Below are 25,198 nucleotides of genomic sequence, written 5' to 3'. Positions count from 1 at the left end.
CGGTCAATCGCCATCGCCGGGCGTGCAGACGGAGAGCACCACGGCATCGTTCGGACTCGTGGAGACCAGGGCGTGGCCCATGTCGCTGTCGAAATAGAGCGAGTCGCCGGCCGCCATCGCCAGGGGTTCGTAGAGTTCCGAGTAGATCAGAATCTCCCCTTCGAGAATCATCAGGAACTCTTCGCCGTCGTGACGAACCCACTCCTGGAACTCCTCGAAGTGACGCGCCCGCACGATGGTTTTGAACGGGATCATGCGCTTCTGCGCCAACTGGCATGAGAGCAGTTCGTGCTCATAAGTCGGTGTGGGGTGGCGCTTGCCATCGCCACGCGGGGTGATATCGCGTCGTCCGCTGGACTGGCGCCTGGGTTTGGTCGGCTTGAGAAGTTGGGGGAGATCGATGCCCAAGCCGGTAATCAGCTTCTGGACAGCGGTGAACGTCGGCGAGATCTGATCGTTTTCGATCTTGGACAGCGTCGATCGGGCCAGGCCGGTACGCGTGCTGACGTCGCCAAGTGTCCACTGGTTCGAGAGCCGTATCTCCTTGAGCCGCTCGCCCAGGCGCAGGGGCTCGACGAAGGCTTTGCGACCGGCGGCGATTCGCAGTGCGGCATCCTGATCGTTACTGGCGGCCATGAAACTCTCTGTCGGGAGCGTGGAGTGTCGAGTCGTTGTCTCGTGTCGTAGTGCAAGAATATCACAGCGTGAGGCGGCGGCTCTGCGTCCAGAACGACCTCTCCGACACCTCAGACCGAATAGCCGTGGCCCAGCAGCGCGATCAGGTGCGCCTCGACGCTCAGTGGCAAGGTCTTGAGGTGATAGCCACCCTCCAGCACCGAGACCAGCTTGCCGCCGGCGTGACGGCGAGCGACATCCATGGCCAGCGTGGTTACCCAGTGGAAATCCTCGTGATCGAGGGTCAACTGGCCCAGCGGGTCGTCGCGGTGAGCATCGAACCCGCTGGAGAGGAGCACCAGTTGGGGGCGATGACGCTCCAGCGCCGGTAGCCAGTTCCGCTCGACGGCGGCTCGGAAACCCAGGCTGCCGGTGCCGGCAGGCAAGGGGGTATTGACGATGTTGGGCCACGCCCCGGTCAGGTAACGCCAAGGGTAGAATGATTCCTGGTAACTGCTGCAGACCAACACCGCCGGATCGTCATGAAAGATATCCAGCGTGCCGTTGCCCTGATGGACATCGAAATCGAGAACGGCGATCCGCTCGATGCCATGGGCGGCTCTGGCGTGGGCGGCCGCCACGGCAACATTGTTGTAGAAGCAGAAACCCATCGCCAGCGCACGCTCGGCGTGATGGCCAGGTGGCCGAACAGCACAGAACACGTTGTCGGCGCGGTTGCCGCAGACCAGATCGACACCGCGGACCGCCGCGCCCGCCGCGAGCGATGCCGCAGTCAGCGAGTAAGGCCCCATGCGGGTGTCGCTATCGAGTTGCTGGAGGCCGCTTTGCGGTTGCTGGGCGTCAAGCGCGCTGAGGTAATCTGGGGCGTGCACTCTCTCGAGCTGGAGCAACGATACCGGGCCGGGTTCCGACTGCATCGTCTGCTGAAGCACCCCGCTGAGCATGAGTCTGGCGCGAATGGCCTCGAGCCGCATGGGAGACTCCGGGTGATGGGAGCCCATGTCGTGCAGCGTGATATCGGGGTGAGTGAGATACGAGGTGATCATTGAGACTCGCCGGCCGGTTCGAGGTAGCTCCATTCTGAGCGAGGCCGGCGCAACAAGTCACATTGTCTCGCCTCGACTTTGGTCTAGGGTCTGAACCTCGATGACGTGACCGTGTAGGGTTGAACGCATCCTTGTCGACGTCGTGAGGTTCACGGTGGCCACACAATTCCTGCGCCGTTTTTTCGCGCCGAGATCACTGGTGGTGATCGGCGCCTCCCCCAAACCGGAATCGATGGGGGGAATCGTCCTGCAGAATCTGCTGCAGGCCGGCTTTGCAGGGCCGGTATGGGCGATCAATCCCCGGGGATACCAGGAGGTTCATGGTGTGACTTGCTTCCGGCGCATCGCCGATCTTCCCGAGATTCCCGATCTCGCCGTCGTCTGCTCTCCGCTGAGCGGGGTCCCGGCGGTGCTGGAGCGGCTGGGGCGCCAGCAGGTCAGGGCCGCACTGATTGTCTCGGGTGGCGCATCACTGGAAGACGATTCCCGCGACGGCAAGGCATTGCGCGCGCGACTGGAACGGGCGACATTGCGCTCCGGCATGCGCGTGCTCGGGCCGGAATGCCTGGGCGTCGCGGTCCCCTCCATGAAGCTCAATGCGACCTATGCCAGCCAGCCGATCGGCGATGGCAGCGTGGCCTACCTTGGCCAGTCGGGGATGCTGGGGAACGCGATGATCGATTGGGCAGCCGGTCGCGAGGTGGGTTTTTCCCACCTTGTCACGCTGGGCGACAGCCTCGACGTGCAGTTGCCCGACCTTATCGACTATCTGAACCAGTCCGGTCGCTGCCGGGCGCTACTGCTTCACCTGGAAGCCTTCGGCAATGCTCGTCACTTCATGACGGCGCTACGGGAATCGTCGCGCAATCGACTGGTGCTGGCGATCAAGAGCGGGCGTACCGCCGAGGCAACGCTCAGGCCGGTGCCGCCGACGGCGGGTGTCGATCGCCGAGACGCCATCGTCGATGCCGCACTGGCCCGGGCCGGGGTCGTACGGGTCGGTGATTCCGACGAGTTGTTCGACGCCCTGGAGACGCTGTCGCGGCTCAAGCCGCCGAAAGGCGACCGGCTGGCGATCGTCTCGAACGGTGTGGGCCCTGCGCTGCTGGCGATCGATAGGTTGATCGATGGCGGGGGGCGGCTGGCAGAGCTCGGCGAGGCGGCTGCCGACGCGTTGATGGAGCGCCGGCTGGATGTCAGTAGACCGGGACGCAACCCGGTTGACCTGGGCGGGAGGGCGACCCCGGACGACTATCTGAGCGCGCTGGAGATCGTGACCCGGGATCCCAATGTCGACGCGGTTCTGGTGCTTCACGCGCCGACGCGGCTAGCGCCATCGCTGGATACGGCCAACGCCTTGATCGATGCACGCCAGCGCTTTCGCCACCGCCTGCTGGTGAGTTGGATGGGCCTGAAAGAGGCGCTCGAGGCACGTGCGGCCTGCAATCGCGCCGGCATTCCCAGCTACGTGTCGCCGGAAAAGGCCGTCAGGGCCTTCCTCCACCTGGTGCGCTATCGCCAGGTTCAGCATCTCCTGCAGGAGACGCCTCCCTCGCTGCCGTTCGACTCCAGTACGGGAAGCCGGCAGCGCTGCCATGCGCTTATCGACGACGCCCTGGGCCGCCAGCGAGACCGGCTGACGCACCAGGAGACCGGCGAGGTGCTGGCCGCCTACGGCATCGAATGCGCGCCCAGCGAGTACGTGTTCGATCTGGAGCAGGCGGAGCGGGCCACCGCGCGACTGCGGGGCCCCTGGGCCGTCAAGATCATCCATCGCGACAACTGCGAGCCGTTTCGCTACTGGGGCGAGTCGCGGCGGCAGGCGGCCTCGCTGATCCAGGATCTGGAGCAGCCGGGCAGCGTCGTGGACGCCGTCGTACGGCTGGAGGCACGCGTCGGCGAGACGCTGCCTGACAGCCCCATCTATAGCTACTGCCTCCAGACCATGCAGCGCGGCAAGGGGTCGCTGCAGCTATGCGCGGGCATCACGCGGGATGCGGAGTTCGGCCCGGTCATCGTGTTCGGTATGGGAGGCTACAAGGTCGACGTCATGGCCGACCGCCAGACGGCACTGCCGCCACTCAACATGCGCCTGGCGGAGGAGCTGATGGACCGTACTCGGGCGGGCCGCTTGATCCGGGAGCACAGCGAGGACCCGGCCAGCGCCGTCGACTGGGTCGCCCGGCTGCTGGTCAAGCTGTCTCAGATGGCTTCGGATCTGCCGCGCCTCAAGGGCCTGGAGATCAACCCGTTGCTGCTCAATCACGAGGGGGTGATGGCGGTCGACTTCGCGCTCGACCTGGGCCCGGCGTCGACCCAGGCGATCATGCCCTACCCGGAGCAACTGCGGGAAACCGTGACATTGAGCGGCATGGAGATCGAGATCCGGCCGATCCGTGGCGAGGATGCGCCGTTGATCACCCATTTCCATACCTTCCTGTCCGAGCAGAGCATCCGTTACCGCTACTTCCACCACAAGGCCGTGCTGTCACCCCGGGAGCTGTCACAACTGAGCCAGATCAACTACGACCGCCAGATGGCGTTCATCGCGGTTCGTGGTGTCGAGCAGTCCGCTGGACAGGAGAGCAGGGCAGCCGGCCCCGCTTCGCCCTCGGAAGAGATGCTTGGCGTGGTGAGGGTATGGAACGACTCCGACAACATCCGCACCGAATTCTCGATCATCGTTCGGGACGATCTTCACGGAAGCGGCCTGGGACGCCGACTGATGCGGAAGATGATCGACTACAGCCGGCAGGTGGGGACACTGGTCATGGTGGGCACGATCCTCAGCGACAACCTGCCGATGCGCCGGCTACTGGTCTCGCTGGGTTTCGAGTTGCGCACCAATGTCGAGGAGGGCGCCGTGGAAGCCACGCTGAAATTGAACGAGCCGCAGAGCGACTGGCAACGTCATCGTCTCGATGCGGCGATGGATTGACCCGTGAAGAGGGGGGGACGGGAGTGATTTGAACGCCCATTCAATTATAGGATATTGTCGTTTGAAGGGATATCGATAAAACCGTATGATACGAAACCTAACAACACCAACAGATACCGTTCGACACGTATCCTGACGACGGCGTGAAGAACATTTTCTGCTTTGCCAACCTAGGCCTGACATGACCGACACACAGCAAACCAAGATTCAAGTGCGGAACTTGAGCAAGGTGTTCGGCGACGACGCCAAGAAAGCACTCAAACTACGCGACGAGGGCCTCAATCGTGCCCAGATCCTCGAAAAGACCGGGCAGACACTCGGTCTCTCCAACATCAATTTCGATGTCCGGGAGGGAGAGCTTCTCGTCATCATGGGGCTCTCCGGCTCGGGCAAGTCGACGCTGATCCGTTGCCTCAATCGCCTGATCGAGCCCACCGAGGGCGACATCATCATCGGCGGCGAGAACATTCCTCAGCTCGGTGACAAGGCACTGCTGCAATGCCGTCGCCGGCACTTCTCGATGGTGTTCCAGAACTTCGCGCTGTTTCCACACCGGACCGTACAGATGAATGCCGAATACGGTCTCGAAATTCGCGGCGTCGACAAGGCCGAGCGAGCCGAAAAAGCCAAGAACTCTCTCAAGCAGGTCGGACTGGAGGGGTGGGAGCATGCCTATCCCAACCAGCTTTCCGGTGGCATGCAGCAGCGGGTCGGGCTGGCTCGCGCGCTGGCCAACGATGCCAGCGTGCTGCTGATGGACGAGGCGTTCTCCGCCCTCGATCCGCTAATCCGGCGGGACATGCAGCAGGAATTGATCGAACTGCAGCACCGGATGAAGAAGACCACGATCTTCATCACCCACGATCTCGATGAAGCCCTCAACATCGGCGACCGCATCATTCTGCTCCGTGACGGCGAGATCGTGCAGATCGGCACTCCTGAAGAGGTATTGACGTGCCCGGCGGATGATTACGTCGCTCGTTTCACCGAGGGCGTGGACCGCTCCCGGGTCGTCACCTCCCGCCGGGTGATGCGTCCGGTCCGTGCCACCGCCCACTACGACGACGGTCCGCGTACCGTGCTGCGCAAGATGAGCGAGAATACGCTGGACTCCATCTACGTCGTCGACCGCGAACGCAAGCTGCTGGGCATCGTCGAAGTCGATGATGTCGATGAGGCGGCGAGGGCTGGCAAGGATTCGATACACGAGCTTGTGATCACGGACTTTCCCCACATCGGGCCCGATGAGCCGCTGGCGACGCTCTACCCCATGTTCCAGGGTAAGAGTTATCCGGTGGCAGTCATCGATGACCAGCAACGCCTGCTGGGCGTGATCGTCAAGGGTGCCGTACTCGAACAACTGGCTCAGACGGGAGAACAATAATGGATTTCGATATTCCGAGAATCCCGCTGGGCGACTGGATCGAGAGCGGGCTCGATTTCCTGACCACCGAGTTTTCCGGTGTCACCCGGGCGATCTCGCGAGGGACGCAAAGCGGCATCAATTTGCTCAACGACGGGCTGATGTGGTTGCCTGAATGGGCGCTGATTGCCCTAATCGTACTGTTGTGCTGGAAACTCAGCGGACGGCGTCTGGCGATCGGCGGCTTGGCCGGCCTGGCGCTGATCTGGAATCTGGGCCTGTGGAATCCGATGATCCAGACCCTGACGCTGGTGGTCATCGCCACACTGGTAGCGATCGTGATCGCGTTGCCACTGGGTATTCTGGCGGCGGTATCCGATCGGTTCTATCGGGTAATCATGCCGATACTCGACTTCATGCAGACGATGCCGGCGTTCGTCTATCTGATTCCGGCGATCCCGTTTTTCGGCATCGGCTCGGTCTCCGGCATTTTCGCCACCGTGATCTTCTCGATGCCGCCGGCGATCCGCTTCACCACGCTGGGCATTCGGCAGGTGCCGAAGGACCTGATCGAAGCGGCGGACGCCTACGGTTCGACACGCAGTCAGAAACTGATCAAGGTCCAGTTGCCACTGTCGCTGCCGACCCTGATGGGCGGGATCAACCAGACCATCATGCTGGCGCTGTCGATGGTCGTCATCGCGGCGATGATCGGTGCCAACGGCCTGGGCAGCGAGGTCTGGCGAGCCATTCAACGCCTGCGCCCCGGCGAGGGCTTCGAGGCCGGCATTGCGGTGGTCATCATGGCGATGCTGCTCGACCGGCTGACACAGTCCCTCAGCGGGGGCAAGAAGACGAAGTGAAGCAGGGTGGAGCCTGCTGTCGTCGAAGCGCTCGTCGACAGCAGGCTCGCGGTACGTAAACCACAAGAAGGGGAAAGTCGATGACACGCAACGCAATGTCGCAAGCCGTTCGCTATGGTGCCTTGATGATGGCCGCCGGCCTCAGCATGACCGCCGGTGTCGCCCAGGCGCAGGACAGCAAGGGCACCGTCAAGCTGGCCTATGTCGAGTGGGCCTCGGAAGTCGCCTCCACCAACGTGGTGCGCGCCGTGCTCGAGCAGCAGGGTTACGACGTCGAAATGGACTCGCTGGGCGCCGCGGTGATGTGGCAGGCGGTGGGTACCGGTGATGCCGATGCCATCGTCGCCGCCTGGCTGCCGACCACGCATGGCGACTACATGGCCAAGGTAAAGGATCAGGTCGAGGACCTCGGCCCCAATCTCAACGGCACCAAGCTGGGGTTGGTCGTCCCCGCGTATACCTATGAGAAGGTCTCATCGATCGCCGATCTCAACGCCAACGCCGACCTGTTCGACGACAAGATCGTGGGTATCGACCCCGGTGCCGGCCTGATGGCGCAGACCGAAGATGCCATCGACGAGTACGGCCTCGACGACATGCAGCTGCAGTCGAGCAGCGGTCCCGCCATGACGTCGGCACTGGCGAGTGCCATTGATGACAAAGCGGACATCGTGGTCACCGGCTGGACGCCGCACTGGATGTTCGCGCGCTGGGATCTCAAGTATCTCGACGATCCGAAGAAAGCCTACGGTGATGCCGAACACATCGATACGGTCGTGCACAAGGGGTTGAAGGAGAGATTGCCGGGAGCCTACGCCATTCTGGATAATTTCCACTGGACGCCGGACCAGATGGGCGAGGTCATGCTCATGAACCAGGAAGACGGTTCGGATCCGTACGAGAATGCCAAGAAGTGGGTCGAGGAGAACCCTGATGTCGTCGCCGAGTGGACCGACGGCACGGCCCAGTAACGCCGCTCATTGGAGTTCATGGCAAAGCGCCCGGTCATCTGACCGGGCGCTTTGCATTGGGCGAAAAGCCCGCGGGCGGATCAGCCGATGTGGCTGTTCAAGGCGCCAGGCGGGTGCGATGCCACTCCTGGGCGTGTTCGTCGCGGCGGGTGTAGCGCACGCGATCATGCAACCGGCTGCGTTGTCCCTGCCAGAACTCCACCGCCAGCGGCGCCAGAAGATAGCCGCCCCAGTGCGGTGGCCGTTCGACATCCTGATCCGAATAGACCTGTTCGAAGCGCGACAGCCGCTCTTTCATCCAGTCGCGATTGGGAATCTCGACGCTCTGCTGGGAGACCCAAGCCGCTAGCTGGCTCTGGCGGGGCCGGCTGGCAAAGTAGTCGTCGGACTGGTGGGAGTCCACCTTCGAAACGCTTCCCTCGACGCGAATCTGGCGCTGCAGCGCCGGCCACCAGAACACCACGGCGGCGTTGGGAACGTGGGCCAGTTCGTTGCCTTTCTGGCTCTGGTAGTTGGTGTAGAAGCGGAAGCCGCTGTGATCGAATCCCTTCAGCAGGACGATGCGGGCGTGGGGATGGCCCGCACTGTCGACCGTTGCCAGTGTCATGGCATTGGCATCCAACCCCTCGGTCTCGATCGCCTTTTTCAGCCAGCCCTCGAACAGGGGAAGCGGTGAGTCGGGCGTGTTCTCCGGGGCCAGGGCGTCACCTTCGTAGTCCCGTCGCATACCGGCGAGATCGCTCATCAGTTGTTCTCCATGCGAATGCGATGAATGGCCATCATTGTAGCGCGCCAGGCCAGTGTGATGGTCAACCCTCTCTCAGTCATTAGCCTAGGGTATCGACCTCTCCCGCCTGGCCGCGCTGGACACTCAACCACCCCTGATGCGGAATCGGGTCAGACCGAGCCCGCGTGAAGCGCCAGCACCAGGCCGCAGCAGCCCCAGCCGAGAACGGCATAGGGGAGATTCCAGCGCAGCATGTCGCGCACGGCAATCCGGTAGCGCACACAGATCGCCAGGTTGCTGCCGGAAAGGGGGCTGCTGCCGGTCCCCAGTGCCCAGCTCATGAGAAACAGCATGCCGAGCAGGGTCGGGTCGGGGTGGAGCGGCGCGACCAACGGTGCCAACGTGGCGATACCGATCAGGGGGTGAATGCCGGTAAAGGAGACGACCACGATGATGCCAAGGGCGAACCATGCTTGCCAGTGGCCGAAGTGATCTATCGGCAGGTCGAGCCCGTCCGGCAGGCTGGCCAGGAGTGCCGCCAACCCCGTCGAGATGACGCCAGCTCCCAGGAACAGGGCAAACTGGGGGGCCAGGCGCTGTAGACCCTGGGTGAACTGGTGGTGCATGCGCTCGCGCCGGTTGTCGCGAGGCATCAGCAGAAAGGAGAAGAGAGGCGCGACGATGGCGATGATCAGCGGGATCGAAAGGCCGGGTGAGACCAGGTGCAGCCCGATCACCACGATCGCCAGCGTGCATGGCATCAACAGCGCACTCTTTTCGATGGGGTAACCGATGAATGGCGCGTTCAGCCGCCGGACGTCAAGCCAGTTGAGCGCCAGCAGCGCCGCTGCCGCCAGCAGCCCCCAGGGCAGCAGGCCGAGATAGTCGAGGCCCGGCGCGTAGGTCAAGGCCACACCCATCGCGACGAAGAACGGCGACCAGGCCGCGGCGGCGGTGAATCCCCGGCCGACGATGAGTGCCTGGGCGCGGGAGAGCCTTCCCTCGCGCTGCATTCGTTCGCCGAAAAGGAAGACCACGGAAAGATTGATGGCGGCGCCGAACAGATGCGCACCCAGCATGGTCCCGAGCATACTGCCCGACTGCTGGCGGTCGGCTCTGGCCTGCGGCGTGGCCATGGTCAGGAAGCTGACGCCGGCAAACATCATCAGCAACGACTGATTGATGGTCAGCGCGTTCAACGGCGAATAGGGAGTGCCGCGCACCAGCGCTGCCGCCCACAGCAACGAACCGGCCGCAAACAGCGTTCCTGCCTGGCGGCGAGAGGTCCGGGGCAGGGTGCGGAACAACCGCAATGTCGCCAGCCAAGCCAGTATCGCGGCTGGCCAGATCGGCCAGCCAAACAGGTTGCTGGCCACGCTCAGGGCCAGCATGGCCAGAATGAGGACGCTGGAAGGTCTCATGCCGACGGTGAGTCGAGCCGACCGCGCAGGCGAACGTAGCGATAGGCCGTGAAGGCCAGGGCGCCGGCTGCCAGGATTTCGGCGCCGACCAGCACCGAACCGCCACCCTTGGTCACGATCATGATGCCCTGGACGACGTAGAGCACGCCCAACGCCGTTAGCCAGATGTGGCCACGTCGACGTCGCATCAGAAGTGTCGGCAGGAACAGCACCAGCGGCAGGATCCTTACCAGTAGCGCGGCGACTTGCGCGTGCTGCTGGAGATAATGCCAGATACCGCTCACCACCAGCAGCGCCAACAGTGCCGAGTAGGCGATCCACACGCCGCGCCGGGCCGTGTGGAGCGCTTCAATGTTGTGCCGTTGCGAAGAACGTTCGTTCATGCACGCGCACTCCGCATCGAGGTGAGCGCCAGGGCGAGCTCGGCCAGTCGGCGTCCCTGGGCAAACGCCAGTCTGCGCTCGTCGGCATCGACTTCGCGGTCGCCATTGGGGCCGGCCAGGTGGCTGGTGCCGTAGGGCGTTCCTCCGCTTTGGGTGCTAAGCAGCGTCGTCTCGCTGTACGGCACGCCAGCGTAGACCATGCCGTGATGCAGCAACGGGATCAGCATGGTCAGCAGGGTACTCTCCTGGCCGCCATGCAGGCTGGCCGTGGAGGTGAACGCGGTAGCCGGCCGGTCGACGAGCGCCCCATTCATCCAGAGCCCGCTGGTGGTATCGAGAAAATACTTGAGCGGCGCTGCCATGTTGCCGAATCGGGTCGGGCTGCCCAGCGCCAGGCCCGAACAGTGGCGCAGGTCCGCTTCCTCGACATAGATCGCCCCCTGGTCGGGGATCTCCGGGGCGGTCGCCTCGGATACCGGCGAGACCGCCGGCACGGTGCGCAGTCGCGCCTCGATGCCGGAGACGCTCTCGACGCCGCTGGCCAGCTGCTCAGCCAGTGTTCTCGTTGCCCCCTGGCGCGAGTAGTAGAGCACCAGGACGTAGGGCAGGATCGGGCCACTGGAGGCCGTATGGTCGGTCATGACTTCTCCTCGGAGGGGACGATTTGCATCAAGCGCGCTCGTCAGGCCTTGTATGAAAAGTCGGCAGGCGATGACCAGGCAAGGCAAGAATCAGCGAAAGCGGACCGGAGTGACGCACCGGCTAACGGAGTGCAGATGAATACTTTGAGCTGATTTCTAATGCCGTATGGCCGAGCGCAGGCATTTTTCGTACAACGCCTAGATCAGTTGCAGGACAGCCTGCGGCGGGCGCCCGATGACCGCGTACTCGCCGTCATCGGCGATCGGTCTCTGCATCAGGCGGGGATGCTCGACGATAGCGTCGATGATTTGCGCTTGGGTCGGGTCAACGATGCCTCGCGCCCGCCATTCGGGCTCTTCGCGGCGCAGCATCTGGTCGGCGTCGTCGCCCAGTCGCCTGGATAGGCCTTCCAGCTGTTGGCGAGACAGCGGGTCATCGAGATAGCGGCGTTCGGCGAACTCGACCCCCCGCGACGCCAGGAGCGCCAGGGCCTCGCGTGACTTGGAGCAGCGCGGATTGTGGTAAAGCGTGAGCGTTGACATCGGTATGGCGGAACCTTCTATGGCTGTGCGACGCGAGGTGTTGCTGGCCATCGATCGACGCGGGGCAGCGCAACGGGGTGGAAGCGGTATTGTAGCGGCTGATCAGCGAAGGTCTCAATCGCCGCCGACGACGGCAAGCACCGTCGGGTTTATTCCGGCAACCGCTTGTAGACCCAGGCCGTCGTGCCATCTTCCAGCTTGACGCTCTCCCGCGTGTAACGAACGCCCAGGCGCTCGTAGCGATCCAGCGCCCTGAGTGCGGCAGGGCCGACGGTCAACACCTCGCCGTGCACCTCCCCATCCGGCTGCGGGTGAATGTCCAGATCCCGTTTTCGATAGCCCTTCAGCGTCGCCTTCCGCGTCTCGATCGGCGTTCCCATGATGATCCAGCGCAAGCCGTCGTGACGCAGTGTCCCGTAGACGAACACGTCCTGCTCGGCAATTCGCTCATCGATGATGGCGGGCTCGGCGGGATGATAGCCGTAGGGGCTCATGAAGATGTACCAGAAGCCGCCGCCGGCGAAAATCACCGCGGCGACCAGCAGAATCGACAGCCACTTGGCGAATCGTCGCATCATTGACAACCTTGCTCTGCGTCATGGAATTCGAGAAACATGCCCGTCAGCTTACCTCAGGCGCGGGCGTCGCACGCAGGCACGGGTTCCGAAGAGGCCATTGAGGCGTCTCCTGTACCCCGTGCTAGCATTCGAAGTCGAAGCGTCAACGATGTCAGCGACGGAGGAGCGCCATCATGAGTCACGCCGCCAACGACTTCCAGGCATTCCGCGAAGCCTTGGGCACCGATGTACGGCCGATCAGCAAGGGGCGGGACAAGGCTGCGGTTGCCAGGCCCCAGACGCCACCCTCCGACGCCCAGCTCGCGCGTCGCGAGAGTGCCCAGCAGGCCCGCGACGACGAACGGGACTTCCTGTCCGACCAATTCGTCGACCTGGTCGGTGCCCACGATCCGATCGAGTTTCGTCGCGACGGCATCCAGGTCGGCGTGCTCGAGCGGTTGCGTCATGGCGGCTATCCCGCCGAGGCGCGATTGCACATCATGCGCATGCCGGTCATAGAGTGTCGCCGCGCCGTGTTCGGTTTTCTCCGCGATGCCTATGAACACGACCTGCGCAGTGTGCTCATCGTCCACGGCCGCTCGCGCGAGGACGACGGTCACCCCAACGTCGTGCGCTCCTACCTCGGCCACTGGCTCCAACAGTTCGAGCAGGTCCAGGCCTTCAGCTCGGCGCCAGCCCAGCAAGGGGGAATCGGGGCGACTTTCGTGATGCTGCGCAAGTCGGAGCGCGCCAGGTCGCGCAATCGGGAGCGCCAGCAGAAGCGGCGCGGTTGAGTTGCCTAGTGCCGGGTACACAAGCACTGAGATCGTTGGCCCAACGCAATGACCCCAGCCTTGGCTGGGGTCATTGCGTGGAAAACCGGCTCCGAGCCGATATCAGCGCTCCCGCAGGCGGCGGGCGAACAAGGGTTCATTCAGGTCCACGGCGGGCTGGTAGCTGACGCTGAAGGCGGCGAGCGCCTTGAGGGCCGGCTCGAGTTCCTGATCCTCGCGCAGTGCCAGGGCGTCGAAGCCGCAGCGCGTCATGTAGTAGAGCTGGTCGATCAGGACGTCGCCGATCGCTCGCACTTCGCCGGCATAACCGAAACGTTCCCGCAGCAATCGCGCCAGCGTATAGCCTCGGCCATCGGTGAATGCGGGGAAGTCGATCGCCACCAGCGGGGACTTCTCCAGCGTCGCCGCCAGTTCCGGGGTCAACTCGGTGTCGCTTGGCAGCCAGGGCGACAGCCCGTCCTGATCCGCATGCCGCTGCCATAAGGCGAGCGGCACGATGGCGGGGCGAGCCTCGGGCAGGCTCTCCGCGTCGCGGGAGAGCCCCCAGGTATCGGTGACCGGTTTGCCGAGCTTGATCAGCGTACTCGTGGCGGTCGCGGCCTCCGGCGTTTCTTGAAATTCCTGTTCAGGCTGCATAGACCCGCTCCTTGAAAGCCTGGTGACCGACACGACGATAGGTATCGAGGAAGCGCTCTTCGTCGAGGCGCTTTTCGACGTAGACCTGCAGAACCTTGTCGATGACGTCCGGGACATCCTCGCGATAGAAGGAGGGGCCCAGGATCTTGCCCAACGACACGTCGTCGTCGGCGTTGCCGCCCAGCGAGATCTGATAGTACTCCTCACCTTTCTTGTCGACGCCGAGGATGCCGATATTGCCGACATGGTGATGCCCGCAGGCGTTCATGCAGCCGGAAATGTTGAGATCGATCGGACCCAGGTCATACAGGAAATCGAGGTCCTCGAAGCGCTCCTGAATCGCCTGGGCGATGGGGATCGAGACCGCGTTGGCCAGCGAGCAGAAATCACCGCCCGGGCAGCAGATGATGTCATTCAAGGTGCCCACGGTGGGATTGGCCATGCCCAGCGCATCGAGCTGCTGCCACAGCGCCTCGATCTCGTCGACGGGTACGTCCGACAGCACCAGGTTCTGCTCGTGGGTGACGCGTAGCTCGCCGAAGCCGAAGGTCTCCGCGAGATCCGCCACGGCGTCCATCTGATCTGCGGTGATATCGCCCGGGGCTGCCTCGCGACGTTTCAACGACAGCGTGACCGCCTTGTAGCCAGGCACCTTGTGATCCATGACATTGTTGGTCACGAAGCGGGCGAAGGCGCGATTTTCCTGGCGAAGTGTCTCGTAGGCGACGATCGCGGATTCGGCGACCGGGCGACGCGCCGGTTCGGGGAAGTGCGTCTTGGCTTCGTCCACCGCCCCTTCGTTCAAGGTCTGCGGGCCATCCTTGAGATGGGCCCACTCGGCTTCGACGCGACGGGCGAACTCCTCGACGCCCAGCGCCTTGACCAGAATCTTGATCCGCGCCTTGAACTTGTTGTCACGGCGACCGAACTGGTTGTAGACCCGGACGATGGCTTCGAGGTAGGTCAGCAGATGCTGCCAGGGCAGGTCCGCGCGCACCACCTCGCCGATCATCGGCGTACGTCCCATGCCGCCGCCAGCGAGAACGCGGAAGCGCAACTCGCCAGCGTCGTTCAAAAACAGTCGCAGGCCGATGTCGTGGACGTGGATCGCGGCGCGATCTTCGGTGGCGCCGGTGACCGCGATCTTGAACTTGCGCGGCAGATAGGCGAATTCCGGATGCAGCGTGGACCACTGGCGAATCAGCTCGCACCAGGGGCGCGGGTCGACCACTTCATCCTTGGCGATGCCTGCGAACTGGTCGCTGGTGGTATTGCGAATGCAGTTGCCGCTGGTCTGGATGGCGTGCATCTGGACCTTGGCCAGGTCAGCTAGGATATCGGGCACGTCTTCCTGCGCCGGCCAGTTGAGCTGGAGATTCTGGCGAGTGGTGAAGTGGCCGTAGCCGCGGTCGTAGCGCCGGGTGATAGTTGCCAACGCGCGCAACTGATCACTGCTCAACATGCCGTAGGGAATGGCGATGCGCAGCATCGGCGCATGGCGCTGGATATAAAGACCATTCTGGAGTCTGACCGGACGAAACTCCTCTTCGCCGAGCTTGCCGGCGAGATAGCGATCCATCTGGTCGCGAAACTGCGCAACGCGCTCGTCGACGAGCGTCTGGTCATAAGAGTCGTAGCGATACATCGGGCCTGATCCTGCTAGTCATGGATTGCCAATGAGAGCACCTTACCGCGTGCGCTTTATTCTACAAAAGAATAAATACTCATAATTTCTTGCTTTATCGTTATGACGACCGCGCCATCACGAGGCCAGCGCGGATCCGGAGTCGCGTTCGCCGTCAGCGGCTGCTGGTCGCTCCGGATCATAGGAGAGCACGGGCGACAACCAGCGCTCCAGTTCCGCGAGCGGCATCGCCTTGTGCCGGGCCAGCGCCTCGACCTGGTCCCGACCGATCTTGCCGGTGGAGAAATATTTCGCTGACGGGTGGGCGAAATACCAGCCGGAGACCGCCGCCGCCGGCCACATGGCAAAACTGTCGGTCAGCGAAATGCCGGTGCGTGCGGTGGCCTCCAACAGGCGGAACAGTGTGGCTTTCTCGGTGTGATCGGGGCAGGCCGGGTAACCGGGAGCCGGGCGGATCCCCTGATATTTTTCGGCGATCAGGGCGTCGTTGTCCAGCGCCTCCTCTGGCACGTAGCCCCAGAACTCCTTGCGTACGCGCTCGTGGAGGCGCTCGGCAAAGGCTTCCGCCAGACGATCGGACAGCGCCTGAACCAGGATAGCGTTGTAATCGTCGCCGGCGGCCTCGTAGCGCTTGGCCAACTCGTCGGCACCATGGCCGGAAGTCACGGCGAAACCGCCGATCCAGTCGAGCTTGCCACTTGCCCTCGGAGCGATGAAGTCGGCCAGGCTATGGCACACGCCGTCGCGCCCCTTGGTACTCTGCTGGCGAATATGGTGGAGGCGTTCGATCACCGTTTCGCGACTGTCGTCAGCGTAGACCTCGATCACATCGTCGTCGACGCTGTTGGCCGGCCACAGCCCGATCACGCCGCGCGCATGAATGTGGCGCTCGTCGATCAGCTTGCGCAGCATGGCCTGGGCATCGCGAAACAGATTGCGCGCCGCTTCGCCGACGACCTCGTCCTCGAGTATCCGCGGATACTTGCCCGAGAGCTGCCAGGTCATGAAGAAGGGCGTCCAGTCGATGAACTCGACGAGCTCGTCGAGATCGTAGTCGTCGAACACGGTGATCCCCGGCTGGATAGGCCTGACCGGTTGGAAGTGGTTCCAGTCCACCTTGAAGCGCCGCTCCCGAGCCGAGCTGTAAGGTAGATCGGACGCCTTGGGGCGGCGTTTGGCGTTGCGCTCGCGGACCTGGTCGTACTCCTGCCGGATCTCGGCGAAGTAGGTGGGTTTCTGGGTCGGCGAGAGCAGTCGGCTGGCAACGCCGACGGCGCGGGAGGCATCGCTGACGTAGATCACCGGCTCGTCGTACTGGGGCGCGATCTTCACCGCCGTATGCGCCTTCGAGGTGGTAGCGCCACCGATCAGAAGCGGGAGCTGAAAGCCCTGACGCTTCATCTCCTTGGCGACGTGGACCATCTCGTCCAGCGACGGCGTGATCAGGCCGGAGAGACCGATGATATCGGCGTTCTCGTCTCGCGCGGTCTTGAGGATCTTTTCCGTCGGTACCATCACGCCGAGGTCGATCACCTCATAGTTGTTGCACTGGAGCACCACGCCGACGATGTTCTTGCCGATATCGTGAACATCCCCCTTGACCGTGGCCATCACGATCTTGCCCTTGGACTGCACATCGCCGGATTTCTCCGCTTCGATGTAGGGGATCAGGTAGGCGACGGCCTGCTTCATCACCCGCGCCGACTTGACCACCTGCGGCAGAAACATCTTGCCGGCGCCGAACAGGTCGCCGACCACGTTCATGCCGTCCATCAGGGGACCCTCGATCACCTCGATGGGGCGCGCGGCGGCCGCCCGGGCCTCCTCGGTGTCAGCTTCGATATAGGCGGTGACCCCCTTGACCAGGGCGTGCTCGATCCGCTTGTTGACTTCCCATCCTCGCCATTCGAGATCTTCTTTCTTTGCCGCGCCGCTGCCGTCCCCACGGTACTGCTCGGCAATCTCCAGCAGCCGTTCGGTGCCGTCGTCGCGGCGATTGAGCACCACGTCCTCGACCGCCTCGCGCAGCTCGCTCGGCAGATCGTCGTAGACCGCCAGCTGGCCGGCGTTGACGATGCCCATCGACATGCCGGCCTTGACCGCGTGATAGAGAAACACCGAGTGGATCGCCTCGCGCACCGGATTGTTGCCGCGAAACGAGAACGAGACGTTGGAGACCCCGCCCGAGATCATCGCATGAGGCAGGTTCTGGTGGATCCACTGGGTGGCCTCGATGAAATCGACGGCGTAGTTGTTGTGCTCCTCGATCCCGGTGGCGATGGCGAAGATATTGGGGTCGAAGATAATGTCCTCGGCGGGGAAGCCGATCTCATCGACCAGCAGACGGTAGGCGCGCTGGCAGATTTCGGTCTTGCGGGCGAAGGTGTCGGCCTGGCCCTGCTCGTCGAACGCCATGACCACGATGGCGGCGCCGTGGCGCCGACACTCGTTGGCCTGGTGGCGAAACGACGCTTCGCCTTCCTTCAGCGAAATCGAATTGACGATCGCCTTGCCCTGAATGCACTTGAGACCGGCTTCGATGATCTCCCACTTGGAGGAGTCGACCATGATCGGCACCCGGGCGATATCGGGTTCGCCGGCGATCAGGTTGAGGAAGCGCACCATCGCCTCCTCGGACTCCAGCATGCCCTCGTCCATGTTGATGTCGATCACCTGGGCACCGTTCTCGACCTGCTCCAGGGCGACTTCAAGCGCGGTGGTGTAGTCCTCTTCCTGGATCAGGCGCTTGAAACGGGCCGAACCGGTGACGTTGGTTCGCTCGCCGACGTTGACGAACAGTGAATCGGCTTCGATGTTGAAGGGTTCGAGACCGGACAGCCGGCAGGCGGCGGGACGCTCGGGTACGGGCCGGGGCGAAACGCCGTCGACGGCGCGCTTGACCGCGGCGATATGCTCCGGCGTCGTGCCGCAGCAGCCACCGATGACGTTGATCAATCCGCTGTCGGCAAACTCCCGGACGATGGCCGCCATCTCTTCGGCGGTCTGGTCGTACTCGCCGAATTCGTTGGGTAGCCCCGCGTTGGGATGGGCGGAGACGAAGGTGTCGGCCTTGTTCGAAAGCTCCTCGAGATAGGGCCGAAGCTCCTGGGCGCCGAGTGCGCAGTTCAAGCCGACGGAGAGCGGACGGGCGTGACGTACTGCGTTCCAGAACGCTTCCGTCGTCTGGCCAGAGAGGGTGCGGCCGGAAGCGTCGGTGATGGTGCCGGAGATCATCACCGGCAGACGTTCGCCGCGGGACTCGAACAGGGCCTCCAGGGCGTAGATGGCAGCCTTGGCATTGAGTGTGTCGAAGATCGTCTCGATCAGGATGATGTCGGCACCGCCATCGATCAGCGCGGTGGCGGCCTCGATGTAATTGTCACGCAGTTGATCGAAGGTGACATTGCGCCTGGCCGGATCGTTGACGTCCGGTGACAGCGAGGCGGTGCGCGATGTCGGACCCAGCACGCCTGCGACATAGCGCGGGACACCGGTCTCCTCGGCGACGGCATCGCAGACCTCCCTTGCCAGTCTGGCTGCTTCGCGATTGAGCTCGACGGTCAGCGACTCCATGCCGTAATCGGATTGGGACAGCCGGGTACTGTTGAAGGTGTTGGTCTCGACGATGTCGGCCCCGGCCTCCAGGTAGGCGCGGTGGATCGATTCGACGATGTCCGATCGCGTCAGCGTCAGCAGATCGTTGTTGCCCTTGAGTTCGCTAGGCCAATCGGCAAAACGCTGACCGCGAAAGTCGGCTTCTTCCAGGCCATAATCCTGGAGCATCGTCCCCATGCCGCCGTCGAGGATCACGATACGCTCGCCCAGCGTCTTCTTCAGCGTGGCGAGCGAGGCAGAGGCGGTAATGGCAGTCATGGCGGTGACTCTCCAACGGCAGGTAAACAGGTCGCGTCCCTCGCGAGACACCGAGGGGCCGCATGGTATCAGAAAGGCACGAATGGCGGGACTTGGACGACAAGCCTGACTAAATCACTCGGGATTGTCTTGGCGCGCGCTTTTTCCTACCATAACGGTACATCTCAAGCAGAGTCCCCAGTCTCATGAGCCAACCGATTCAGATCACCGAAAGCGGCCAGGAATATCTGGCCGAGTTGCTGGCCAAGCAGAACGTCGACGACATCGCCGTGCGCGTCTTCATCACCCAGCCTGGTACCCCGTACGCGGAGACCTGCCTTGCCTACTGCCGTCCTGGCGAGGAGGAGCCCAGCGACGAGCGGGTGGAGCTGGAGAAGTTCAGCGTCTATCTCGACAAGAACAGCGTGCCGTTCCTGGAAGAGGCGGTGGTCGATTTCAATGCCGACCGCATGGGCGGCCAGCTCACCATCAAGGCGCCCAACGCCAAGATGCCGAAGGTCAACGCCGACAGTCCGCTCGAGGATCGCGTCAACTACATCCTCTATAGCGAGATCAATCCTGGCCTGGCATCGCATGGCGGCGAGATCCGCCTGATCCAGCTCACCGAAGAGCAGGTCGCGGTGCTGCAGTTCGGTGGCGGCTGCCAGGGCTGCGCGGCGGTCGATCTCACCCTCAAGGATGGCGTCGAGAAGACCCTGATGGAGCGCATCCCGGAGCTCGCCGGCATTCGCGACGTCACCGACCATACCGATACCACCAACGCCTACTACTGAAACCGGCCAGGGCTTGCAAGCAGCACGCTTGCGACTCACGGCCCCCGCGAAGAGCGCTCATCAGGGCGCTCTTCGCGTTCTGGCGATCGCCCGGCAACCACCGGACTTGCCCGGATTTCAGCTTCTGCCGCCGCAGCCGATAACCTGGATGACAGCAACCTGCCTGTGCTGGCCGGTTTTTGCGGTGACAAGAGCGGAGGCGCCCATGCCCACGAAGCGGTTTTACTTCGGTTTTCTGGCCTTGGCCTCGCTGCTCTGGTCTATTCCGACATGGGCTAACTCGTCCATCGTCATCGGCACGGGGGGCGCATCCGGGGTCTATTTCCCCACTGGGCGCGCCATCTGCCAGCTCTACCAGCAAGCGACCGGCGCCACATGTCAGGCCCTGCCGACCGGGGGCTCGTTCTATAACGTCAATAGCGTTCGCAATGGAGATCTAGATTTCGGCATCGTCCAGTCGGATATTCAGTATGCGGCCTTCGAAGGTATTGCCCAGTTCTACGACAACGGCCCCAGCCCCGATTTGAGAGCCCTGTTCTCGCTGCATGCCGAAGCGTTCACGGTCGTCGCCAGGTCAGCCGATATCCATGAGTTCGACGACCTGCTGGGAAAGCGTGTCAACGTGGGCAATCCCGGATCCGGCCACCGCGCCACACTGAACGCCTTGCTGGCAGTCAAAGGCAAGACGGAAGGGGCCTTCGCTCTGGCCAGTGAACTGAAACCCGAGGACATGACCCGGGTCATGTGCAGTGGCAAGCTGGACGCGTTTTTCTACGTCGTCGGCCATCCCTCGCAAGCCATCGACGAGGCAACCCAACGTTGCGGTGCCCATCTGGTCGACGTTTCCGGGCCCGACGTCGCCCATCTGATCGAGGCCGCGCCTTATTACAGTGTCACTGTCATTCCGGGCGGCACCTATGCCAACACGCCCGATGACACGACGACCTTCGGCGTCAGGGCGACCCTGATGACACGTTCGGACGCCGATGACGACGATGTCTATCGACTGGTCAAGGCGGTGTTCGAGCATCTGGGGGCACTGCGTCGCTCGCATCCGTCACTGGCGCAGTTGGCACCAGCCAGAATGGTTGGCGAGGGAATGACCGCGCCCCTCCATCCCGGAGCGCGTCGTTACTACGAAGAGGTGGGACTGCTGCCGGCCGAGAATTGACCGGCGTGCGATATCAACTGGCGGTGGGGGGCAGGGCAGCGCGAGACAGCCTGTCGTGCAGTTCACGATTGGCGGCACGGAGATTCTTGAGCTCGCTTTCCAGGCGCTGGCGCTCCTGCTGCATGGACCTGACCCGGTCGTCGCTGACGCGCTTCTCGCTCTCGGCCTGCTCCATGTGGACCTTGTCGGCGCGCAGTGACTCCTGGAGTTGGCCATACTGCCGGCGCTGCTCGGAAAGATCGTGCTGCAGGCGTTCGCAGCGTTGATCCAGCGACGCCAGGCGTTGCTCATACTGCTTCTCCTGCTTCAAGCGCTCCTGACGAGCATCCTCCAGTAGGCCCATCAACCGCGACTCGGCGGATTCGTGGCGTTTCTCTTCCTGGGCGAGTTTGGTCTGGTTGGCTTGGTGTTGCTTGGCCATGGCGTCACGATGCTGCTGTTCCGCCTGCTCCAGACTGGATTGATGGCGCTGGCAGGTCTGCTCGAGCTGGACGATACGCTTCTGTTGCTGGCTCTGGGCGGATTGCAGCGATTGCAGTTCTGCCTGGAGATGGGCGGCTTCCGTGGTCTTGTTCTCGAGACGCTCCTGGACGCGGAGCATATGCTCGTTGAGCGCCTGCAGCCGCTGTTCGGCATCCTCGCACTGGCGTCTTGCCTGGTGGCTGGCGTCGTCGGCCTCGCGGATCTGCTCGTCAGCTTCCTGACGGTAGACGGCCAGTTTCTCGTAGGCGGCTCGCTGCGCCTTGTCCCAGATATCGGAGACCCAGGCATCGAGTCCCTCGGGGCGCTCGAGGTTGCGCGGAATGGCCTGTACCGAGTCTCCGCTCTGGCGCAGTCTCCATTCGCGCAGATGGTCGCTGATGGTGGTGTAGCTGCCGGTACCGAGAAATTCCCGGACCTTCTGGACGCTGATCGCTTCTCCACGCTGCTGGAGTGTATCGATCGCACGACAGACGTCATCGTAGCGGATTCCATTGCGTGCCATGTCTGATTCCCTTGCGTTGCCAATGATACCGGAGCTTCTGGTGGCTCCTGGTATCCAGCATAGGCGATTTACGTAAGGTGTATACGTAAAAATCTGTATGTAATGAAAGGAATCAGACTCTGGGGATCGGATCCTGCAACCTTTATAATACGAACCAGAGACTAGGGAGACGCTAATGAGTATTGAGCAGGCCCAGGCCGAGCTACTGGATGAATTCTCGATCTTCGACAACTGGATGGATCGCTACCAGTACATCATCGATATGGGACGCCAGTTGCCGGAATATCCGGAAGAAGACAAGGTGGCGGATTACAAGATCGAGGGCTGTCAGTCCAACGTCTGGTTGCGCGCCACGGAAGAAGCGGGGCGGTTGAGATTCCGCGCGACATCGGATGCCGCTATCGTCAGCGGGCTGATCGCGATCCTGATGCGGATCTATGATAATCGCGAACCCGAAGAAATTCTGAATGGGGAACCAAGGTTTCTGGCAGAGCTGGGGCTGGACAAGCATTTGTCGCCGACACGCAGCAATGGACTGCATGCCATGATCGAAAGCATCTACGCCATTGCCCGCGAGACCCAGGGGAGCCGATCGGTTCACTGACCGGGCGACCCGGCTCCTACTTCTGGTGATTTGCCTGATGACATGGGCATTTCCGGTGATGGGAGGCGGGCACCGGGTCAACGCCGCCTGGATGAAAAGGGTGGCATTTGAGCAGTCGGCGAATGGCCAGCCACGTCCCGCGCCAGGGTCCATGCAGGTTGATGGCCTCCAGCGCGTAATTCGAGCAGGTTGGCCAGAATCGGCAACGTGGTCCGATCACCGGGCTGATGCCATAACGGTATAGCTGTATCAGCCCGATAAACAGCCATGTGGCTATCTTGGCGATCACGATGGGTCTCAGCGCTTCTGGCCGTATAGCGTTTCCGGTGAAACCAGGGGGTCGCTGTCGACCTCGCCGAACTCCGGGGTCAGACGCAGATAGAAGCAGTGACGTCGGCCGGTATGACAAGCCGGTCCCGACTGGTCTACCTTGAGCAATAACGTATCGCCATCGCAGTCGAGGCGGGCCTCGACGAGATGTTGCTGCTGGCCCGATGTCTCGCCTTTGCGCCAGAACGCCTGTCGGGAGCGAGACCAGTAGCAGACACGTCCGGTGGCAAGCGTCTCTTCCAGTGCAGCGCGATTCATCCATGCCATCATCAGGACCTCGCCGCTATCGTGCTGCTGCGCGATGGCGGGAATCAGTCCGTCGGCATTCCATTTGACCGCCGAAAGTAGATCGCCGATAGCGACGCGAGCGCCAGATGAAGAACGCTCGAGATCGTGGAAAAGGCCGGACATGGGTGTCACCGTAGGTTGAAATCAGTCAGACGAGGATGAGTCTTTCTCGAGGCAGGCATCACAAGCGCCGAGCAGCTCGATGGTCTGGCGCTGGATCGTGAATCCGCGCTCCCTTGCGGTCCGCGACAGCATATCGCCGACGACTTCCTGGTGAAGCTCTTCGACACGGCCGCAGTGCCGACAGATCAACAGCTGGAAGCGGTGCACGTGTTCGGGACACGGGCAGGCGATATAGGCGTTGAGCGATTCGATTCGATGAACCAGGCCTTGCTCGATCAGGAAGTCCAGCGCCCGATAGACAGTCGGTGGGCGCGCGGAAGCGTGCTCATCCGATAGCCGATCGAGCAGATCGTAGGCTTTCAGGCCTCCCGGCGTGCTGGATATCATCTCCAACACGCGGCGGCGAATCGGCGTAAACCGGACGCCACGTTCCTGACACTGTTGATCTGCCTGTCTCAGCAGCACATCCGAATCGAGCATCGAATTTCCCGTTTTCATCGACAGCAGCACATTCTACGCGCTCGCGTGGCACGGAGCCACCGGCGAGGCTGGCCGGCAGGGCCTGGGTATTCGCCAGCGTCGGCTTGAGATAGCCTATTTAACATAATATATATTATGCGAATGATTGGAGTGCGCCACGGCGCGCACGTGCAGGACGAAAATTCTGAGATCGCCACCGAGTTGGGCTACGCTGATCCAGATGGCCAAAAACGGGTCGCGACGATCTGCGACAAATCGCCACACAGGCGGAGAGTTTCCCGCCACCCTCTGATCAGAAGCCAATTTTTCGGTACAATGCCGACCGCGAAATCCCTACTTCGTTGGCGACGTCGGATGCTCGGTACGCCATTGCGCGTCGTGTCAGAGTTGTCAGCCCTGGCTAGCGGCGTATGATGCAGGCCGCTAACCGATTGTTGCAGGGCCGAAAAGCTTTCCTCCACTGGGGTCGTGAGATGAGAAAAAGGAACTCCCTCAAGTATTTGAGTGTGATGACGTGGCTAACCACGCCACTGCTGTTGAGTGGTTGTGGATCAGCACTCATGGATCCATCCGGCCAGATTGGCCAGGGTCTGAAGTCGTTGATCATCACGGCCTTTGGCTTGATGTTGATCGTGGTAATCCCGGTCATCGTGATGACCATCCTGTTTGCGTGGAAATATCGCGGGACCAATCTCGCGGCCAAATACACGCCGAACTGGGAACACTCGAATATCATCGAGGTATTCGTCTGGGCAATTCCGTGCGTCATCATCTTCTTCCTCGCCATCCTGACATGGCAGACGTCGCACTCTTTCGACCCACACAAGCCTATCGCCAGCGAAGATGAAACCATGACGGTCGACGCGATCTCGCTCGACTGGAAGTGGCTGTTCATCTATCCCGACGAAGGTATCGCCACGGTCAACGAGCTGGCCATTCCGGTGGACACCCCGATTCACTTTCGGGTCACCTCGGGCACGGTCATGAACTCGTTCATGATCCCGAACCTCGGGAGCCAGATCTACGCCATGGCCGGCATGGACAACGACGTCTATCTGGAAGGCAACGAAGTGGGCACTTTCCGTGGTCGCTCGACGCACTACAGCGGCGAAGGTTTCTCGGAGATGCTCTTCGACGCGCACGTGACGTCGGATGCGGATTTCCAGGCGTGGGTCGACAAGGTCAAGCAGTCCCCCAAGAGCATGATGTTCCCGGCTGACTATGACCAGATCGCCAAACCCTCCATTGCCAATCCGGTGGAATACTTCTCGCAGGTCTCGCCCGACTTCTACGGCGATCTGATCAAAAGTTATAAAGCTGGTCACGGCGGTACCGATAGCCATGGCGAGCACAACGAAGCACGGGAGTCTTCAATGCCCATGAGTGCGCAGGCAGCGGAGTAACGTC

Annotated in this window: 24 protein-coding genes; 9 read left to right on the top strand and 15 right to left on the bottom strand. The window is 62.4% G+C overall.

Annotated features, from left to right (window positions below; all coding sequences use genetic code 11):
• Positions 1–3 precede the first annotated feature (3 nt).
• Entirely contained in the window at positions 4–636 is a 633-nt protein-coding gene (locus DOM54_RS11315; protein ID WP_110716404.1) for a helix-turn-helix domain-containing protein, read from the bottom strand.
• Between the two features lie 110 nt (positions 637–746).
• Complete coding sequence (locus tag DOM54_RS11310) at positions 747–1,682, bottom strand: histone deacetylase family protein (RefSeq protein WP_110716403.1); 936 nt, start codon at positions 1,680–1,682, stop codon at positions 747–749.
• A 154-nt stretch (positions 1,683–1,836) separates the two neighbouring features.
• Between DOM54_RS11310 and DOM54_RS11305 the strand changes: the two genes are divergently transcribed.
• From DOM54_RS11305 to DOM54_RS11290, 4 genes are all read left to right on the top strand, one after another.
• Positions 1,837–4,620: a bifunctional acetate--CoA ligase family protein/GNAT family N-acetyltransferase gene (locus DOM54_RS11305; protein ID WP_110716402.1), complete on the top strand. Its 2,784-nt coding sequence runs from the start codon at positions 1,837–1,839 to the stop codon at positions 4,618–4,620.
• A gap of 181 nt (positions 4,621–4,801) precedes the next feature.
• Complete coding sequence (locus DOM54_RS11300) at positions 4,802–6,004, top strand: quaternary amine ABC transporter ATP-binding protein (RefSeq protein WP_110716401.1); 1,203 nt, start codon at positions 4,802–4,804, stop codon at positions 6,002–6,004.
• A complete protein-coding gene (locus DOM54_RS11295; RefSeq protein ID WP_110716400.1) occupies positions 6,004–6,846 on the top strand; it encodes an ABC transporter permease in 843 nt (280 codons plus the stop codon). The genes DOM54_RS11300 and DOM54_RS11295 overlap by 1 nt, the downstream gene beginning before the upstream one ends.
• 80 nt (positions 6,847–6,926) lie before the next feature.
• The gene (locus tag DOM54_RS11290; protein WP_110716399.1) at positions 6,927–7,817 is read left to right on the top strand and encodes a glycine betaine ABC transporter substrate-binding protein; all 891 of its coding nucleotides are present in this window, start codon (positions 6,927–6,929) and stop codon (positions 7,815–7,817) included.
• Positions 7,818–7,914: 97 nt separating this feature from the next.
• Here the strand turns inward: DOM54_RS11290 and pdxH are convergent, their stop codons facing one another.
• The 6 genes from pdxH to DOM54_RS11260 all read right to left on the bottom strand — a co-directional run bounded on the left by pdxH (position 7,915) and on the right by DOM54_RS11260 (position 12,110).
• Positions 7,915–8,565 carry a pyridoxamine 5'-phosphate oxidase gene (gene pdxH / locus DOM54_RS11285; protein ID WP_110716398.1) on the bottom strand — a complete coding sequence of 217 codons (651 nt, stop codon included), beginning with the start codon at positions 8,563–8,565 and terminating at the stop codon, positions 7,915–7,917.
• A gap of 149 nt (positions 8,566–8,714) precedes the next feature.
• Positions 8,715–9,965, bottom strand: coding sequence for a hypothetical protein (locus DOM54_RS11280; protein WP_240613870.1), 1,251 nt, complete (start codon positions 9,963–9,965; stop codon positions 8,715–8,717).
• Positions 9,962–10,348, bottom strand: a complete 387-nt coding sequence (locus tag DOM54_RS11275) for a DUF2069 domain-containing protein (protein WP_110716396.1) — start codon at positions 10,346–10,348, stop codon at positions 9,962–9,964. Before DOM54_RS11275 ends, DOM54_RS11280 begins: the two co-directional genes overlap by 4 nt.
• Positions 10,345–10,989 carry an NAD(P)H:quinone oxidoreductase gene (wrbA, locus tag DOM54_RS11270; protein ID WP_110716395.1) on the bottom strand — a complete coding sequence of 215 codons (645 nt, stop codon included), beginning with the start codon at positions 10,987–10,989 and terminating at the stop codon, positions 10,345–10,347. Before wrbA ends, DOM54_RS11275 begins: the two co-directional genes overlap by 4 nt.
• 198 nt (positions 10,990–11,187) lie before the next feature.
• Positions 11,188–11,532, bottom strand: coding sequence for an arsenate reductase family protein (locus tag DOM54_RS11265; protein WP_110716394.1), 345 nt, complete (start codon positions 11,530–11,532; stop codon positions 11,188–11,190).
• A gap of 149 nt (positions 11,533–11,681) precedes the next feature.
• On the bottom strand, positions 11,682–12,110 hold the full coding sequence (locus DOM54_RS11260) for a gamma-glutamylcyclotransferase family protein (protein ID WP_110716393.1): 429 nt from the start codon (positions 12,108–12,110) through the stop codon (positions 11,682–11,684).
• A gap of 173 nt (positions 12,111–12,283) precedes the next feature.
• On the opposite strand from DOM54_RS11260, the gene smrA reads away from it, so the two are divergent.
• Positions 12,284–12,883: a DNA endonuclease SmrA gene (smrA, locus tag DOM54_RS11255; protein WP_110716392.1), complete on the top strand. Its 600-nt coding sequence runs from the start codon at positions 12,284–12,286 to the stop codon at positions 12,881–12,883.
• Positions 12,884–12,985: 102 nt separating this feature from the next.
• On the opposite strand, the gene DOM54_RS11250 is transcribed toward smrA, so the two are convergent.
• The 3 genes from DOM54_RS11250 to metH form a co-directional block, all read right to left on the bottom strand.
• The gene (locus tag DOM54_RS11250; protein WP_110716391.1) at positions 12,986–13,519 is read right to left on the bottom strand and encodes a DUF934 domain-containing protein; all 534 of its coding nucleotides are present in this window, start codon (positions 13,517–13,519) and stop codon (positions 12,986–12,988) included.
• Positions 13,509–15,164: a nitrite/sulfite reductase gene (locus DOM54_RS11245; protein WP_110716390.1), complete on the bottom strand. Its 1,656-nt coding sequence runs from the start codon at positions 15,162–15,164 to the stop codon at positions 13,509–13,511. Before DOM54_RS11245 ends, DOM54_RS11250 begins: the two co-directional genes overlap by 11 nt.
• A 117-nt stretch (positions 15,165–15,281) precedes the next feature.
• On the bottom strand, positions 15,282–19,037 hold the full coding sequence (gene metH, locus DOM54_RS11240) for a methionine synthase (RefSeq protein WP_110716389.1): 3,756 nt from the start codon (positions 19,035–19,037) through the stop codon (positions 15,282–15,284).
• A 185-nt stretch (positions 19,038–19,222) separates the two neighbouring features.
• Between metH and nfuA the strand changes: the two genes are divergently transcribed.
• Together nfuA and DOM54_RS11230 are read left to right on the top strand one after the other, a co-directional pair.
• Complete coding sequence (nfuA, locus tag DOM54_RS11235; protein ID WP_110599700.1) at positions 19,223–19,810, top strand: Fe-S biogenesis protein NfuA; 588 nt, start codon at positions 19,223–19,225, stop codon at positions 19,808–19,810.
• 205 nt (positions 19,811–20,015) lie between these two features.
• On the top strand, positions 20,016–20,981 hold the full coding sequence (locus tag DOM54_RS11230; RefSeq protein ID WP_110716388.1) for a TAXI family TRAP transporter solute-binding subunit: 966 nt from the start codon (positions 20,016–20,018) through the stop codon (positions 20,979–20,981).
• A 13-nt stretch (positions 20,982–20,994) separates the two neighbouring features.
• On the opposite strand, the gene DOM54_RS11225 is transcribed toward DOM54_RS11230, so the two are convergent.
• Complete coding sequence (locus DOM54_RS11225; protein ID WP_110716387.1) at positions 20,995–21,966, bottom strand: DNA-binding protein; 972 nt, start codon at positions 21,964–21,966, stop codon at positions 20,995–20,997.
• 175 nt (positions 21,967–22,141) lie between these two features.
• Between DOM54_RS11225 and DOM54_RS11220 the strand changes: the two genes are divergently transcribed.
• Positions 22,142–22,570 (top strand): SufE family protein, encoded by a 429-nt coding sequence (locus tag DOM54_RS11220; protein WP_110716386.1) that lies wholly within the window; start codon positions 22,142–22,144, stop codon positions 22,568–22,570.
• A 16-nt stretch (positions 22,571–22,586) separates the two neighbouring features.
• On the opposite strand, the gene yidD is transcribed toward DOM54_RS11220, so the two are convergent.
• The 3 genes from yidD to DOM54_RS11205 are packed head-to-tail and all read right to left on the bottom strand — an operon-like array spanning position 22,587 to position 23,791.
• A complete protein-coding gene (gene yidD, locus DOM54_RS11215; protein ID WP_276309677.1) occupies positions 22,587–22,859 on the bottom strand; it encodes a membrane protein insertion efficiency factor YidD in 273 nt (90 codons plus the stop codon).
• Between the two features lie 8 nt (positions 22,860–22,867).
• Complete coding sequence (gene hisI / locus DOM54_RS11210) at positions 22,868–23,311, bottom strand: phosphoribosyl-AMP cyclohydrolase (protein WP_110716385.1); 444 nt, start codon at positions 23,309–23,311, stop codon at positions 22,868–22,870.
• Positions 23,312–23,332: 21 nt separating this feature from the next.
• Positions 23,333–23,791: a transcriptional repressor gene (locus DOM54_RS11205; RefSeq protein WP_110716384.1), complete on the bottom strand. Its 459-nt coding sequence runs from the start codon at positions 23,789–23,791 to the stop codon at positions 23,333–23,335.
• Between the two features lie 410 nt (positions 23,792–24,201).
• Here DOM54_RS11205 and cyoA point away from each other — a divergent pair, with 410 nt between their 5' ends.
• Positions 24,202–25,194 (top strand): ubiquinol oxidase subunit II, encoded by a 993-nt coding sequence (gene cyoA, locus DOM54_RS11200; RefSeq protein WP_338067022.1) that lies wholly within the window; start codon positions 24,202–24,204, stop codon positions 25,192–25,194.
• Positions 25,195–25,198 lie beyond the last annotated feature (4 nt).

This window comes from Salinicola acroporae (assembly GCF_003206615.1).
GTDB classification, from domain to species: domain Bacteria; phylum Pseudomonadota; class Gammaproteobacteria; order Pseudomonadales; family Halomonadaceae; genus Salinicola; species Salinicola acroporae.
The sequence above is the reverse complement of the archived record's forward strand: the minus strand, read 5'-3'. Positions and strand labels throughout refer to the sequence as shown.